The sequence below is a fragment of the Actinokineospora terrae genome (assembly GCF_900111175.1).
Lineage (GTDB): Bacteria > Actinomycetota > Actinomycetes > Mycobacteriales > Pseudonocardiaceae > Actinokineospora > Actinokineospora terrae.
The window spans coordinates 467,399-482,183 of sequence record NZ_FOGI01000001.1 but is presented as its reverse complement, the minus strand read 5'-3'; the positions used below and the strand labels follow the sequence as shown (position 1 = coordinate 482,183).

General features: G+C 70.7%; 12 protein-coding genes, 2 tRNA genes and 1 pseudogene. 8 read left to right on the top strand and 7 right to left on the bottom strand.

Translation table 11 applies throughout. The annotated features are described in order from the left end of the window. Window positions 1-207: 207 nt before the first annotated feature. The 3 genes from BMY07_RS01975 to BMY07_RS01965 all read right to left on the bottom strand — a co-directional run bounded on the left by BMY07_RS01975 (window position 208) and on the right by BMY07_RS01965 (window position 3,648). Window positions 208-1,362 (bottom strand): lactate 2-monooxygenase, encoded by a 1,155-nt coding sequence (locus BMY07_RS01975; RefSeq protein ID WP_092774637.1) that lies wholly within the window; start codon window positions 1,360-1,362, stop codon window positions 208-210. Window positions 1,363-1,444: 82 nt separating this feature from the next. Continuing rightward, window positions 1,445-1,981, bottom strand: a complete 537-nt coding sequence (locus BMY07_RS01970; protein WP_143073304.1) for a hypothetical protein — start codon at window positions 1,979-1,981, stop codon at window positions 1,445-1,447. 80 nt (window positions 1,982-2,061) lie between these two features. Continuing rightward, window positions 2,062-3,648, bottom strand: coding sequence for a tetratricopeptide repeat protein (locus BMY07_RS01965; protein WP_092774635.1), 1,587 nt, complete (start codon window positions 3,646-3,648; stop codon window positions 2,062-2,064). A 253-nt stretch (window positions 3,649-3,901) separates the two neighbouring features. On the opposite strand from BMY07_RS01965, the pseudogene BMY07_RS01960 reads away from it, so the two are divergent. After that, window positions 3,902-5,083: pseudogene (locus tag BMY07_RS01960) on the top strand (multidrug effflux MFS transporter); the annotation flags it as partial. On the opposite strand, the gene BMY07_RS01955 reads toward BMY07_RS01960, so the two are convergent. Then, window positions 5,081-6,997 carry an SDR family oxidoreductase gene (locus tag BMY07_RS01955; protein WP_092774634.1) on the bottom strand — a complete coding sequence of 639 codons (1,917 nt, stop codon included), beginning with the start codon at window positions 6,995-6,997 and terminating at the stop codon, window positions 5,081-5,083. The pseudogene BMY07_RS01960 and the gene BMY07_RS01955 sit on opposite strands and share 3 nt — an antisense overlap. Before the next feature lie 55 nt (window positions 6,998-7,052). Further along, window positions 7,053-7,259 (bottom strand): hypothetical protein, encoded by a 207-nt coding sequence (locus BMY07_RS01950; protein ID WP_177215410.1) that lies wholly within the window; start codon window positions 7,257-7,259, stop codon window positions 7,053-7,055. Between the two features lie 220 nt (window positions 7,260-7,479). On the opposite strand from BMY07_RS01950, the gene BMY07_RS01945 reads away from it, so the two are divergent. Both BMY07_RS01945 and BMY07_RS01940 read left to right on the top strand, forming a co-directional pair. Next, window positions 7,480-7,977 (top strand): PH domain-containing protein, encoded by a 498-nt coding sequence (locus tag BMY07_RS01945; protein ID WP_245782139.1) that lies wholly within the window; start codon window positions 7,480-7,482, stop codon window positions 7,975-7,977. Continuing rightward, on the top strand, window positions 7,974-9,440 hold the full coding sequence (locus tag BMY07_RS01940) for a PH domain-containing protein (RefSeq protein WP_245782138.1): 1,467 nt from the start codon (window positions 7,974-7,976) through the stop codon (window positions 9,438-9,440). Before BMY07_RS01945 ends, BMY07_RS01940 begins: the two co-directional genes overlap by 4 nt. Here BMY07_RS01940 and BMY07_RS01935 read toward each other — a convergent pair. Continuing rightward, window positions 9,430-10,911, bottom strand: coding sequence for a glutamate-cysteine ligase family protein (locus BMY07_RS01935; RefSeq protein WP_092774630.1), 1,482 nt, complete (start codon window positions 10,909-10,911; stop codon window positions 9,430-9,432). The genes BMY07_RS01940 and BMY07_RS01935 overlap by 11 nt on opposite strands. A 142-nt stretch (window positions 10,912-11,053) precedes the next feature. Between BMY07_RS01935 and orn the strand changes: the two genes are divergently transcribed. The 4 genes from orn (at window position 11,054) to BMY07_RS01915 (ending at window position 13,162) form a co-directional block, all read left to right on the top strand. Then, window positions 11,054-11,659: an oligoribonuclease gene (orn, locus tag BMY07_RS01930; RefSeq protein WP_092774629.1), complete on the top strand. Its 606-nt coding sequence runs from the start codon at window positions 11,054-11,056 to the stop codon at window positions 11,657-11,659. Between the two features lie 74 nt (window positions 11,660-11,733). After that, window positions 11,734-11,806: transfer RNA gene (locus BMY07_RS01925), tRNA-His, on the top strand. A gap of 296 nt (window positions 11,807-12,102) precedes the next feature. After that, a complete protein-coding gene (locus BMY07_RS01920) occupies window positions 12,103-12,873 on the top strand; it encodes a S1 family peptidase (RefSeq protein WP_092774628.1) in 771 nt (256 codons plus the stop codon). A 76-nt stretch (window positions 12,874-12,949) separates the two neighbouring features. Then, window positions 12,950-13,162, top strand: a complete 213-nt coding sequence (locus tag BMY07_RS01915; RefSeq protein WP_092774627.1) for an RNA-binding S4 domain-containing protein — start codon at window positions 12,950-12,952, stop codon at window positions 13,160-13,162. Between the two features lie 3 nt (window positions 13,163-13,165). Here BMY07_RS01915 and BMY07_RS01910 read toward each other — a convergent pair whose 3' ends face one another. Next, a complete protein-coding gene (locus tag BMY07_RS01910) occupies window positions 13,166-14,374 on the bottom strand; it encodes a L,D-transpeptidase (RefSeq protein ID WP_092774626.1) in 1,209 nt (402 codons plus the stop codon). Between the two features lie 174 nt (window positions 14,375-14,548). Here BMY07_RS01910 and BMY07_RS01905 point away from each other — a divergent pair. After that, window positions 14,549-14,621 (top strand) — tRNA-Lys (locus BMY07_RS01905). The last annotated feature ends 164 nt before the right edge of the window (window positions 14,622-14,785 follow it).

The window sequence follows — 14,785 nt, the reverse complement described above, 5'->3', positions numbered from 1 at the left end:
GCGGGGCTAAGAGGGTGCGGGGCCAAGAAGTCGCTGTGGGGCTAAGAAGTCGCTGTGGGGCCGCGCGGGCGTGTTGGGGCTATGGGGCGAGAAGTGTTGTGGGACAAGAAGGTTTAGCGCGACAAGAGGGCGTGGTGAGCGAGAGGGCGCGGTGGGGTTGCGGGGGCCGCGCGGACCGGGAGAGTTGTGTCCACTGTGGAGCCGGGGCTAGGTGCGGTGGAGGGTGTTGGGGGTCAGGGTGGCGGGGGTTTGGTGGCCGGACAGGGCGAGGGTGAGGTCCAGGTCGGCTAGGAGGCTGCGGAGGGTGTGGCGGACGCCTTGTTCGCCGGCTAGGGCTAGGGCGTAGATGTAGGGGCGGCCCAGTAGAACCGCTTTGGCTCCTAGGGCTAGGGCCTTGATGACATCGGCGCCGGTGCGGATGCCGGAGTCGAAGAGGATTTCGAGGCGGTCGCCCACGGCGGTGGCTATCTCGGGGAGGGCGTCGAGGGCGGCAAGGGCGCCATCAACTTGGCGGCCACCGTGGTTGGAGACGATGATGCCGTCCATGCCCGCGTCGGCGGCGCGGCGGGCGTCGTCGGGGTGTTGGATGCCCTTGAGGACGATGGGGCCGTCCCAGTGCTCGCGCAGGAACGGCAGTTGGTCCCAGCGCTTGTCGGTGCCGGTGAACAGCGACACCCAGCGCAGGATCGCCATCGCCTGGTCCTCCTCGGGCGACTTCTCCAGCCCCGCCCGGAACGCCGGGTCGGTGAACGCGTTGGCCACACCGGAAGCCCGCAGGAACGGCAGGTACGCGTGGTCCAGGTCGCGCGGGCGCCAGGCGAGGGTCCACGTGTCGAGGGTGACGACCAGGGCCGTGTAGCCCGCGGCCTTCGCGCGGCGCAGCAGGCTCGCGCACACCTCGGGCTCGTTGGGCCAGTACAGCTGGAACCAGCGGGGCCCACCGACCGCGGCGACGTCCTCCAGCGGGTACGACGACGCGGTCGACAGCACGATCGGCACGTCGAGCGCGGCCGCGGCGCGGGCGACCGCCAGCTCCCCCTCGGGGTGCACGATCCCCTGGACGCCGACGGGGGCGAGCAGGACCGGGGCAGGCATGGCGGTGCCGAGCACGGTCGTCGACAGGTCGCGGGTGGTGGCGCCGGTCAGCATCCTCGGCACGATCCGCCACCGCTCGAACGCGGCCCGGTTCGCGCGGACCGTGTCCCCCGACCCCGCGCCCCCGGCGACGTACCCGAACGGCCCCGGCTCCATCACCGCCTCGGCGGCCGCCGCCAACCGGGTGGCGTCCGTGGTGAACGGCGGCACCTGGTCGGCGAGGCCCTGCAGGTAGATCTCGTTCTGGTACTGCGCGTGCCCTGCCATCGCGAACCTCACCGTCCGGGGTCATCCGAGCGCGGTGAGTCTGACACCGCGTCCACCCGGGACGCCAGGAGAACGGCGGGGACTAGCGCGGCGGGCCGTAGTTCTGCTGCGGCGGGACCCCGGGCTGCTGGGGGTATCCGGGCTGCTGGATCTGCGGGTAGCCGGGCTGCGCGGGGTAACCACCCTGGGCGGGGTAACCGGGCTGCGCGGGGCCACCAGGCTGAGGCTGGAACCCGGGCTGCGCGGCATAACCAGGCTGGGCATATCCGCCCTGGGCTGGGTTAACGGGCTGGACTGGGTTACCAGGCTGGGCCGGGTAGCCAGGCTGAGCGGGGTAACCGGGCTGCGGGGCGTAACCCGGAGTCTGGCCGGAGCCCTGCTGCGGGGCGTAGGAGTAGCCGGGCGGCGGGGGGAGCGGCGCGGGGGCGGGCTCGGCGGGCTTCTCCTTGGTGAAGGCGATGACCAGCACCAGGATCAGCAGGCCGAGCGCACCGATGCCCAGGCCTGCGCCCGGCTGGTAGGCATCGGCCCAGGAGACGATGCGGAACTGGAAGCTGGTGAAGCTGAGCAGCGCCGAACCGAACCCGTAGACCATCAGCAAAGCGGCTAAACCACGCACGAGTGTCCCCTAGCGAACTCGGGTGAAATCCGCGGCGACCCCCGCCCGCGGCTCCCCATTCGAAAACTGACCCGCGCACCTTATCGGGAGGCGGTCCGTATTCGCCAGAGCCCGAACCAGGCGAGGACCCCGGGCGCCACGCCGAGCACGATCGCGGTCACCAGCAGTTGCGTCCCGGTGGCGCCGAAGGCCAGGGCGAGGGTCCACACACCCAGCATGACCAGGCCGAACGCGGTCAGGGCCGCGGCGAGGGCGATGAGCGGGGCGTGGTCGGCGAGTTCGCGCGGTGTGGGGCGGTCGACAACCGGAATGGCGCGGTAACCAAAAGCGGCGGCACCGGTGACAATGAGCAAGAGCGCCAGGGCGAACCAGACCAGCAGCGGGCTCGGCGACGGCATTCCGGCCACTAAAAGGACAAATCCCCCAATGGCCAGCCAGCCGGAGCAGCGGCGCAGGACCAACCACAGCGAGACGCGCTTGGCGCGGGTGAACCCGGTGTGCGTCGGCCGCGCGGCGACCGGCCGGGGCGGGGCAGCGGGTTCCTCGACGACCGGGATCTCCCTGGTGCGCCTGCGGGGCCGCGGCCTGGCACCGACCCGCACCTCGCCGACGTCCTCGACGGGGTGGTCGTCGGCGGGAGCGCGGTCGGCGGACGCGCGGCCCGGGTGGACGGCGAAGCCCGGGTCGGCGACCACCTGGATCACCGGCTCGATCTCCGCGTCCACCGGCTTGGCCGGGACCGGCCACACCGCCGACATCCGCTGCCGCCACTCCGACTCGACCGTCCACCTGTCCTCGGCGGGCTCCTCGACCACGCCGCCCTCGGCAACGCCACCGTCCGCAGCAGCACCGCCGTCCACAAGACCGCCACCATCCACGAGCGCGCCCCCGTCCCCGGCTCCCCCACTACCCGCGGCCGCACCGGAGTCGGCCACCCCTGACTCGACCATGCTGGACTCGCCGACCCTGGACTCCACGACCCTGGACTCCACGACCCTGGATTCCACGACGGTCGAGTCGATGACCGTGGGGCGCGCGGCCGAGTAGTCGGCGCCGCCGCCGGTGAGCCTGCGGGCGAACCCGTTCGCCGCGGGCGCGCCGCGGCGCAGCGGCACCTCGGGCAGGGCGTCGAGCCTGGCGCTGACCTCGGCGTTGCCCGGGTCGAGCAGCAGCGCGTCGGTGTAGGCGCGGCGGGCGAGGGCGTTGTCACCGGCGCGGGCGGCGGCGATGCCGAGCACCTCGTGCACCCGCGGCACCTCGGGGGCGGCGTCGACCGCGCCGAGCGCCACGGCGAGGGACTCCTCCGGGGCGGCCGGGCCGAGTACCTCCGACAGGGTGACCAGCGACCGCCAGTCGCCCGGGTCGCGCCGGGCGGCCTCCCTGGCGGACACGATGGCCTCGTCGTGGCGGCCCATCTCGGCCAGCGAGAGGCTGGCCAGCCGGTGCGCCCACGACCGCTCGCCGAGGGTGATGGCGCGCTTGGCCGCGTCGAGGCAGAGCTGGAAGTCGCCCGCGTCCAGCAGGGCCGCGGCGAGCCTGCACCAGGCCTCGGAGTGGTCGGGGTGGGTCACCAGCAGCGGGCGCAGCACCTCGACGGCCTCGGTGGGGCGACCGGCCGCCGTGAGCCGCGCGGCCTCCACCAACACCGCGTCGATCGACTCGGCCATGGCACCCTCCCGCTCCTCGACCTCCAGTGTGTCAAGCCGCCGGTCGGATCAGCGGCGACGCGCGCGACCCGGTCACGAATGGCTACCCCAGTGTCCTCCGCCCAGGTGAAGAGTTCACCCGTTTACCGTCAACCACACCCGAGTGGCCGCATCGCCTCACCCGCACGCGTGACTACGCACCGCCACGTGGTGTTCGTCCTACCGGCGCCCTCGAGGCTCACGGATCCCGGTTCGGCATTCATAGAATCAGCGGATGTCCGCCCCGCCCGCGCCCAGCAGGGTCCGCCTCGCGCTGATCCTGGGCGGCCTGTCGACCTTCGGCCCGCTGTCCATCGACATGTACCTGCCCGCGTTCCCCGAGCTCGCGGCCAGTCTGGGCACCGGTCCGGCACCCGTGCAGCTGACGCTGACCACCTTCATGATCGGGCTGGCCGTCGGCCAGGTGGTGGCCGGTCCGTGGTCGGACTCGCGGGGCAGGCGGTGGCCGCTGCTGATGGGGCTGGGGCTGTACGTGGTCAGCTCGCTGGCGTGCGCGCTCGCCCCTTCGGTGTACCCGCTGGTGGTACTGCGGTTCGCGCAGGGTGTCGCGGCCTCGGCCGGGGTGGTGATCGCCAGGGCCGCGGTGCGCGACCTGTTCTCCGGGGCGGCGATGGCCCGCTTCTTCTCGGCGTTGATGCTGGTCAACGGGCTGGGGCCGATGCTGGCGCCGATCATCGGCGGGCAGGTGCTGCGCTGGACGTCGTGGTCGGGGATCTTCGTGGTGCTCGCCGTGCTCGGCGCGCTGCTGATGGTGGCGACGCTGCTGTGGCTGCCGGAGACGCTGCCGAGGCAGTACCGCGGGAAGGCCGACCTGCGCCGCACGCTGCGCGCTTACGCCAGGATCGGGTCCGACCGCGGGTTCGTGGCGTACGCGGTGTCGGCCGGGTGCGTGCTGGCCTCGATGTTCGCCTACATCTCGGGCTCGTCGTTCGTGCTCCAGGACATCCACGGGTTGAGCCCGCAGCAGTACAGCCTGGTGTTCGGGGCGAACGCGCTGGGAATCGTGCTGGTCGCGCAGCTGAACTCGCTGCTGCTGCGCTGGTTCGCGCCGCGGGCGCTGCTGGTGGCCGGGCTGGTGGTGGCGGCGGTCGGCGGGCTCGGGGTGCTGGCCGCGGTGGTGTGGGGCCTGGGGCTGTGGTGGCTGCTCGTGGCGCTGTTCGTGTCCGTGGCCTGCGTCGGGATGATCAGTCCGAACTCGACGGCGTTGGCGCTGGCCGACCACGGGCGGGACGCGGGCGCGGCGTCGGCGTTGATCGGCGTGCTGCAGTTCGTCATCGGCGGGATCGCCTCGCCGCTGGTGGGGCTGGGTGGCGGGAGCACGGCGCTGCCGATGGCGGTGGTGATCGCGGTGCTGTCGGTGGGCGGGATCGCGACGTTCGCGCTGATGCGGCCGTCAGCGCCGCAGCCCGCGCCAGAGCGGGCGGACGAGGGCGGTGGCGAGGACGGGCAGGGGGCGCTCGGGGCGGGTCCTGGCCTCGGGGGCGGACTCGCCGGTGAGCCGGTAGGCGAGGTTGAGGACCTGGCGGGCCAGGCCGGGCGCGAGCACCCGCAGTAGCTCCATGGCCAGGCCCTCGGACCGCTGGACGACCTCGGTCTCGCTGGTCAGCGCGCGCAGGACGAGCTTGGCGGCGGACTGGGGCGAGGTGGCGGGGATGGCCTTGTACGCGTCGGTGGCGCGGATCATCGGTGTGCGGACCAATGGCATGCGGACTGCGCAGGTGATGACGCCGTCGGTGAGCAGCTCTCGACCTGCCGCGCGCCCGAAGGCCTCTAGGGCTGCTTTCGACGCGAGGTAGGCGGAGAAGCGCGGTGTGTCTGTCTGCAACCCCATGGTCGTGACGTTCACGATCCGCCCGAAGCCTCTAGCGCGCATACCCGGGAGCAGGCCGAGGGTGAGTCGTAGTGGCGCGAAGTAGTTCAGCGCCATGGTGCGTTCGTAGTCATGAAGGCGGTCGACGGAGAGGTGGACGGCGCGGCGGATCGAGCGGCCCGCGTTGTTGACCAGCATGTCGACGACACCGAGGTCCTTGACCAGGGCGTCGACCGCGTCCGAGTCGGTCAGGTCGCAGGGGTGGACCGACGCGGTACCGCCACCTTGCTCGATCTCGGCGCGTACCTCTTCCAGTTCGGCCTGCCTGCGCGCGACGAGCAACACGATCGCCCCGCGCTCCCCCACCGCGAGAGCCGTCGCACGGCCGATACCGCTAGAGGCTCCGGTGATGACGATTCGCTTACCCCGCAAGGAGTGCGAGTTACGCCAGGCGCGCTCGGGGTCAAGGTGTTCTGCCCAGTAGCGGACCAAGACGTCAGCGTAAGAGGCGAAGCCTGGCGGCTCTATGCCGCCGAGGGCTTCAACAGTCGCCGTCGAGTCGAACACAGTCGGTAGATCCAGGTGCGGGAGAACCTCGGCCGGTACGCCCAACTCGTTGAGCACCGCGGCGGGAACTGGCCTGGTAGCCCGCAACCGAGGCAATCTGACAGGCAGGCTCGCACGAACCCGGGGCGCCCCAACGGCTGCCGCTAGCGCATTGAAGACATCCGTGACGCGCTGCTTGCCGTTGTGCGTGAGGTGATAGGTCGTGCCCGAGGGCGCGTCGGCGTGCATGAGCTGGGTCATGGCGTCCACGACGTAGTCGACGGGAACGACGTTGGTGCCACCCAAGTTCGGTAGCACCAAGGGAAGCGCCTTGGGCAACCGCGCCAGACGGGTCAAGACGGGCAGGAAGTAGTAAGGGCCGTCGACCTTGTCCATCTCGCCGGTGCGCGAGTCGCCCACGACCGCGGCGGGGCGATACACGCGGAACGGCACGCGGTCCTGTTCCCGGACAAGGCGCTCGGCCGCGAACTTGGTCGCGTGGTACGGCGAGTGGTGCCGCTGCCCGAGGTCGAAGTCCCGTTCGGTGAAGCGGCCCCGGTGGTCGCCCGCGACGGCGATCGAGGACACGTGGTGGAACAAGCCCGCGCCGACCGCCTCGGCGAACTCCAGGGCGTGCCGGGTGCCATCGACGTTCGCCCGCTGGTTGTCGGCCTCCGGCGCGGTGAAGTCGTACACCGCACCCAGGTGGACGACGTGGTCGACCGCGCCGGACAACGCCCCGACCGCCACGCCGAGACCAGGTTCCCCGAGATCGCCGATGACCGGGACGACCAGGTCGGGGCGGCTCCAGTGCCGGGCCGCCGCGGTGAACCGGTCCACCGACCGCTGCCGCACGAGCACGTGCACCGCGCTCGTGCCCGGCCGGGCCACCAGCCGCTCGACCAGCCTGCGGCCGAGGAACCCGGTGGCGCCGGTGACGAAGTAGGTTGCCATCGCTGTGCCTCCTCGGGCACGGAGTCTGCCAGTACCTACTCCAAAGTAGGAAGAGTTACTCCTCGACCGTGGCGTCCACCACGGCGTCGCGCAGCGCGGCCCGCAGCCTGCCCACGTCCAACGGCGAGAACACCGCCGTCTCCCCCGGCGGCGCCACCAGCACCACCCGCCCACCCCGTACGAACACGGTCACGTCCCGGCGCCTACCTGCGATATCGCGACAGCCGACCGACCACTCCCGGTGGTTGTTCACCCGCACCAACCTCTCCAACCACGCCGCCGTCGGGTCGACGAACCCGACTAGGTGATGACGCGGACGGTAACGACACGTGACGACAAAAGTGACGTGATCTCAGAATGTCCCCATACCCGAGCGCGACCGGTTACTCGCCAACATGCGACACGGCGCCCGGTCCGGGTGATCGCGCGGTGATACCCGAGTCGGACGTCGAGGGACGGCCGGTCCGGGCAGACTGGGCACCGTGAGTGAGTCGGAGTGGCGGTTGCGGGCGCCCGCGAACCTGGTCAGCAAGCGCGCGGTTCTGCTGTGGACGCTGCGCGCGGCGATCTTCTGGGTGGTGGTCGTCGGGGCGGAGGCAGTGGCGCTGCTGGTGGTGGACGGGGCGCCCAGGTGGCTACGGGTGACACTCGTCGCGGCCGCCGTGATCGGGGTAGTGCACACAGCCGTGATGCCCAGGTGGCGCTACCGGGTGCACCGCTGGGAAACCACCGCCGACGCGGTTTTCACCAGGAGCGGTTGGGTCTCCCAGGAGTGGCGGCTCGCCCCGATCTCCCGCATCCAGACCGTCGACACCGCGCGGGGACCGTTGCAGCAGTTGCTCAAGCTGTCGACGATCACCGTCACCACCGCGTCGGCCCAGGGCCCGGTGACGATCGAGAACCTGGACGCCGACGTGGCCGCGCGGGTGGTCGAGGAACTGGCCGCGACCACCCAGGCCACGCCGGGGGACGCGACGTGAGCGCACCCGAGTGGGGGCGGCTGGACCCGAGGATGATCGTGGTGCGGCCGCTCAACGAGCTGATCGGGCTGCTGCCGCCGCTGGCCGCGCTGGTGTTCTTCGGCAACTTCGACACCTGGCGGGTGGTCACCAGCGCGAGCGTGGTCGGGCTGATCATCGGCTACGGCCTGCTGTCCTGGCTGACCACCAAGTACCGCATCACCGAGACCCAGGTCGAGCTGCACAAGGGCGTGGTGTTCCGGCAACGCCGGTCGATCCCGCGCGACCGGATCCGCACAGTCGACCTCACGGCCAAGCTCGGGCACCGCGCGTTCGGCCTATCCGCCGTGCGTGTCGGTACCGGGCAACAGGAACGCACGCCCGGTGAGGGGACCGTCACGCTTGACGCTGTCACCGCCGCTGAGGCTGAGCGGCTGCGGCAGGCCCTACTCCGCAAGGTCGCGCAGACCGAGGACGAGAACGACGAGGGCGTCTCGATCGCTCGGCTCGACAAGCGCTGGTACCGCTACGCGCCGCTAACGGTGTCGGGGTTCATCTCGATCGGCATCGTGGTGGGCTTCGTCATGAACCTGGCCAGTGAGCTCGACTTCCGGTTCTCCGAGGTTGGCGCTATCCGCGAGATCTTCGGCTGGGTCAGCCACGCGAACCCGCTGCGGGTCGTGCCGGTGGCGGCCGTGTTCGTGATCGTGCTGTCCGTGCTGGCGTCGCTGGCCGGGTACCTCTTGCAGAACCACGACTACCGGCTGACCCGTCAACCAGACGGGACCGTCCGGGTGCGCCGCGGTCTCCTCACGACCCGCTCGGTGTCCATCGAGGAGAAGCGGCTGCGCGGTGCGGTCTTGCACGAACCGCTGCTGCTGCGCGCGGGCAAGGGCGCACGGGTTACCGCCGTGACAACAGGCCTGAACAAGGTTGGGGGTAGCAGCCTCTTGCTTCCCCCGGCTCCACGCACCGAAGCGGACCGCGTCACCGCCGACGTCCTAGCTACCAACGAGCCCCCTACTTCCGCGACACTCGCCCAGCACCCCGCACGCGCCAAGGTTCGCAGGATCGTGCGCGCGGTAGTGCCAACGGTCGCGCTTGCCGCCATCCTGCTGGCGTTGGCCGAAACGGCGAACTGGCCCGATTGGCCGTGGATCACCGCGACCGTGCTGATCCCGGTGTCCGTCGCGCTCGGCCTGGACCGTTACCGCAACCTGGGCCACACCCTCACAGAGGACTACCTCGTCGCCCGCTCCGGTTCGCTGGACCGCAGCACAGTGGCGCTACGCCGCAACGGCATCATCGGCTGGAAGATCACGCGCACGCTATTCCAGCGACGTGCTCGCGTGTTCACCCTCACCGCGATCACCGCGGCGGGCTCTAGCGGCTACGCGGTGCTCGACGTCGGCGACGACCAAGGCCTCGACCTCGCCGACGCGGCACTCCCGGACCTGATCGGGCAGTTCCTGGTCAGGGACTGATCGGCCAGGTGTGCACCGGCTCGTTGGTGTGCATGTGCTCGCGGTACCGGCGCACCATCTCGCGCAGCGCCTGGAGCCGGTCGACCGACGTCGACTCCTCCAGCGCGCGCACGGTCTCCACCTGCCAGGTGGCGCCGTTGCGGCCGGTCAGGCACCGCTGCTCGATCACCCCGAGCAACCGGTCGCGCTCGGCCGGGTCGACACCCCACGCGTCGAGGCCCTCGTACGCGAGCGGCAACAGCCTGCGCAGCACCAGCTCGGTCACCGGGACCTCGCCGACCCCCGGCCAGTACACCCGCGCGTCGATGCCGTTGCGGGCCGCGGCGTGGAAGTTGTCCTCGGCGGCCGAGAAGCTCATCTGCGTCCAGAGTGGACGGTCCTGGTCGGCCAGCGCGCGGGCCAAGCCGAAGTACAGCGCGCCGTTGGCCATGGTGTCGACCACCGAGGGCCCGGCGGGCAGCACCCGGTTCTCCACCCGCAGGTGCGGGCGGCCGTTGACCACGTCGTAGATCGGCCGGTTCCAGCGGTAGACGGTGCCGTTGTGCAGCCGCAGCTCGTGCAGCTCGGGGATGTCGCCCCTGGCCAGGACCTCGACCGGGTCCTCGGGGTCGGTCAGCGGCAACAGCGCCGAGTAGTACTGGGCGTTCTCCTCGAACAGGTCGAAGATGGAGGTGATCCACCGGTCGCCGAACCACACCCTCGGCCGCACGCCCTGGGCCTTGAGCTCGTCCGGGCGGGTGTCGGTGGCCTGCTCGAACAGCGCGATCCTGGTCTCGGCCCACAGGTGCTTGCCGAACAGGTACGGGGCGTTGGCCCCCAGCGCCACCTGCACGCCCGCGATCACCTGGCTGGCGTTCCAGAACCGGGCGAAGTCGTCCGGGGCGACCTGCAGGTGGTACTGCACGCTGGTGCACGCGCTCTCCGGGGCGATCGAGTCGGCGGAGGCCACCAGCCGCTCCACCCCGCCGATGTTGATCTCCAGGTCCTCGCCGCGGGCGGCCAGGACCTGCTCGTTGAGCAGCTTGTAGCGCGGGTTCGCCGACAGCGCCGCCGCGCTGGTGTGCTGCGCGCGCAGGGTGGGCAGGATGCCGACCATCACGATGTGCGCGTCCAACCGCGCCGCCTTCGCCTCGGCCTCGTTGAGGTCCGCGCGCACCAGCCGCTCGAACGCGCCGAGCCCGCCCGGCCCCAGCCGCTGCGGCGCCAGGTTGATCTCGATGTTGAACTGGCCCAGCTCGGTCTGGAACGCCGGGTCCGAGATCGCGGCCAGCACCTGCGCGTTGCGCATCGCCGGGTCGCCGGTGCCGTCGACCAGGTTCAGCTCGATCTCCAGGCCCGCCATCGGCCGGTCGGCGTCGAAGCGCGACTCCGAGAGCATCTGCGCGAACACGTCGAGGCACCGGCGCACCTTCTGCCGGAACCGCGCGCGGTCGGCCCTGGTGAACTCGGTGGACTCGACGTCCTTGCCCATGCGACCAGGGTGATCCATGCCGGGGCAACCCGCCACAGGGCGTACTCCAACCGGCCCAACGCCGCGCGCACCGGGCGCGCGGGCAGCGCCCACCGGGGTGAGCGCGCGGGTGGCGATTCCCCATCGGACTAAGCTCCCGCAGGTGACCGACCGGCTGGTATGGATCGACTGCGAGATGACCGGGCTCGACCTGGGGCGCGACGCCCTGATCGAGATCGCCGCCCTGGTGACCGACTCCGAGCTCACCGTCCTCGGCGAGGGGATCGACCTGGTCATCCACGCCGACGACGAGCACCTGGCCGCGATGCCCGAGGTGGTGCGGGACATGCACGCCCGCTCGGGGCTCACCGAGGAGGTCCGCGCGTCGGCGCTCTCGCTCGAGGACGCCGAGCGGCAGGTCCTCGACTACGTGCGCGAGTGGGTCCCGGACGCGCGGGTCGCGCCGCTGTGCGGGAACTCGATCGCCACCGACCGCGGCTTCATCGCCCGCGACATGCCCGCGCTCGACGCGCACCTGCACTACCGGATGGTCGACGTGTCGTCGATCAAGGAGCTGTGCCGCCGCTGGTACCCGCGGGTCTACTACGCCCAGCCGGACAAGGGCCTCGCGCACCGCGCGCTCGCCGACATCCGCGAGTCCATCCGGGAGCTGCGCTACTACCGCGGCACCGCCTTCGTGCCCCAGCCCGGACCGTCGACCGAAGAGGCCAAGGCCGTCGCGGAGGCCGTGAGCGAGCCCAAGGCGTAACCCGCTTCAGGGGGCGCCATCGGGCACGCTACGATATTCGAGCACCACGGGAGCTTGCCCCCAGCGGTGCGATGGTGGGTGTAGCTCAGTTGGTAGAGCACCTGGTTGTGGTCCAGGAAGTCGCGGGTTCAAGTCCCGTCACTCACCCGTAACAGGATGGCCTCTGTCCGGTAATCGGACAGAGGCCATCTTTTTTTCGCACCGGACCCCTGGCCCGCCGCGCCGCCAAGTGAGCTGGTTCACCAGACCAATCGCGGGTGTTTCGGGTGGTTGGGGCGATGTATTCGGACAGATGAATGGGTTTCGGGCGGGTTTTCCGGTGACCGGTACAGCACCTTTGGTAACTGTGGACGCTGCTTGGCCCCTGGCGACGGGCGCCGGGTGCTCCCTACTTTTCTCCTGGTCACCGGGACGAGGGCCCCGGTGCGGAAGGAGAGTGCCGAATGAAGGTCCGTTCCCTGCTGCTCGGCCTGCTGGCCGCCGCGGCGACCGCGATCGCCGCCCCCGCGGCGGCCACCGCGGCACCCGACGGTGACCCGGTCATGACCCCGGCCATCGTGGGCGGCGGCAACGCCACCCAGACCTACAGCTTCATGGCGTCCCTGCAGAGCACCTCGGGCAGCCACTTCTGCGGCGGCTCGCTGATCAAGGCCAACTGGATCGTCACCGCGGCGCACTGCGTGCAGGGCCGCTCGGCCAGCAGCGTGCAGGTGCGCGTCGGCACCACGAACCGGACCAGCGGCGGCACCGTCGCCAGGGCGTCGCGGATCATCGTGCACCCGAGCTACCGGACGAGCTACGACATCGCGCTGATCCAGCTCAGCACCAGCGTCACCCAGGCCCCGGTCGCCATCGCCGCCAGCTCGGGCGCCACCGGCCAGGCCAGCCGCATCATCGGCTGGGGCCAGACCTGCCCCGCCCCCGGCGGCTGCGGCGCGCCGGTCACCCTGCAGCAGCTCGACACCTCGGTCGTGGCCGACTCCCGGTGCTCCGGCATCTCCGGCTCGATCGAGATCTGCACCAACAACCCCGGCGGCCGCGCCGGTGCCTGCTACGGCGACTCCGGCGGCCCGCAGATCATCTCCGCCGGTGGCGGGTGGCAGCTGACCGGCGCCACCAGCCGCTCCGGCGGTGGCTCCCAGTGCGCCCAGGCGCCGTCGATCTACACCGACGTCGTCGCGCACCGCAGCTGGATCACCGGCTACACCGGCTGATCCACCGATCGACCCCAGGTGCCCCCACCCTGTCCCGGGTGGGGGCACCTGCCCGTCCGGCCCTAGGGTGCACCGCATGCGTGACGTGGAAATCCGGGACGACATGATCCGGCTCGGCCAGCTGCTGAAGCTGGCGGGCATCGCCGAGGACGGCAGCCACGCCAAGGACCTGCTCGACGCCGGGGACGTCGCGGTCAACGGCGAACGCGAGGTCCGCCGCGGCAGGCAGGTGCACCCCGGCGACCACGTGACGGTGGGACCCGAGGAAATCCGGGTCACCTCGCCGTAAGAGCTACTTCTTGCCGCCTGCCTTCCAGGTCTCCCACGGCACCTGCCAGACGCTGAGCCCGTCCCACGCCTCCAGCACCGGTCCGCCGGAGTTCTGGACCACGATCACATCGCCCTTGTTCGAGATGCTCTGCAACCAGGCAGCGTTCTCTGTGGACATGTTGATGCAGCCGTGGCTGACGTTGCGCACCCCTTGGTCGCGCACCGACCACGGCGCCGAGTGGTAGAAGATGCCGCTGTTGGACATCCGCGTCGCGACGGCCACCTTGGTGCGGTAACCGGCGGCGGAGTCAGCGGGAACGCCGTAGGTGGAGGAGTCCATCACGTAGTTCGTGTGCTCGCTCATCACCGTGTAGGTACCGACCGGGGTCTCGTGCGCCTTCTTGCCGAGCGACACCGGGATCGTGCGGGCAACGGCACCGTTGACGGTCACCGTCATCTGGTGGGTCGTACCGTCGGCGACAGCGACAACGGAGTCCCCGATGGTGACGGTCGCCTTTCGGTCCTCTCGGCCGAAGACGCCGTTCCCGAGGCTCTTGCCGTAGATCGCGGCGTTGACGGTGACGGTCGTACCGGACTTCCAGTACTCCTTCGGCCGCCAGTGCACCTCTTTGTCGTTGAACCAGTAGAAGGCGCCCTCGGTCACCGGTGACGCGGTGACCTGGATGGCCTTCTCGGCGGCGGCCTTGTCGGTGATCACGGAGTCGAAGTAGAAGGCGAAGGTCTGACCGACACCGACCTTCTGGCCGTCGAGCGGGTTCATCGACAGCGCGGTCTGACGCCTCGGCCTCGCCGTGGTGAACGTCGACGTCACAGTGCTCGCGGTGCCCTTGGCGTCCTGCCCGGTCGCCGTCGTCGTGTAGGTCTTGCCGTAACCGAGCGGCTCGGTGTTCTGCCAACTCGCGCCGTTGGCCGCGAGCGCACCGGCGACCACGCGGCCATCCTGACCCGTGACCACCACCGTGGTGAGCTTGCCGCCCGTCGCCGCCACCGTCACCGGCTCCCCAGGCGCGAAATCCGCAGCCTTGTCCGCCGGGGTCAACGCCAAGGCGAGCGGAACCGGAGCCGGAGCCGACGTCGTCCTGGTCGCGCTCGCTGTGGAACCCGCCACACCCGGATCACCCACCGGAGCGGACTCAGCCGCCGTGCACCCCGCGACCGCCAGCACCGCGACGCCCACCAACCCGACCCACGCCCGCCCACCCCTGGACATACCTCGACCTGCCGTTCCTGCTCCACGCCCGAGCCTCGACCTCTACGACCAGTGTGCCCGACCACCCGCACACGATGGAGTGACACCTGCGAACTGACTAGCCACCCCCCTGATTTCTGCCTCCCCGACACTGTGTGCTAACTTTTCCCCCGTCAGCAGGAGAGATCCTGACGAGCGCCGCTAGCTCAACTGGCAGAGCAGCTGGCTCTTAACCAGCGGGTTCGGGGTTCGAGTCCCTGGCGGCGCACAACCTCAGCCGACCTATGTCCACAGAGTACGTGGACCGGGTCGGCTGTTGTCATTTCTGGGGGCCGAGCCCCCAGACCCCCACGGTGCGATATCGCGCGACCCAGCGTCGCTCGCTCGGGCCTGACGGCCCTCACATCGAGTATGTAACCAATGAGCTTGTCG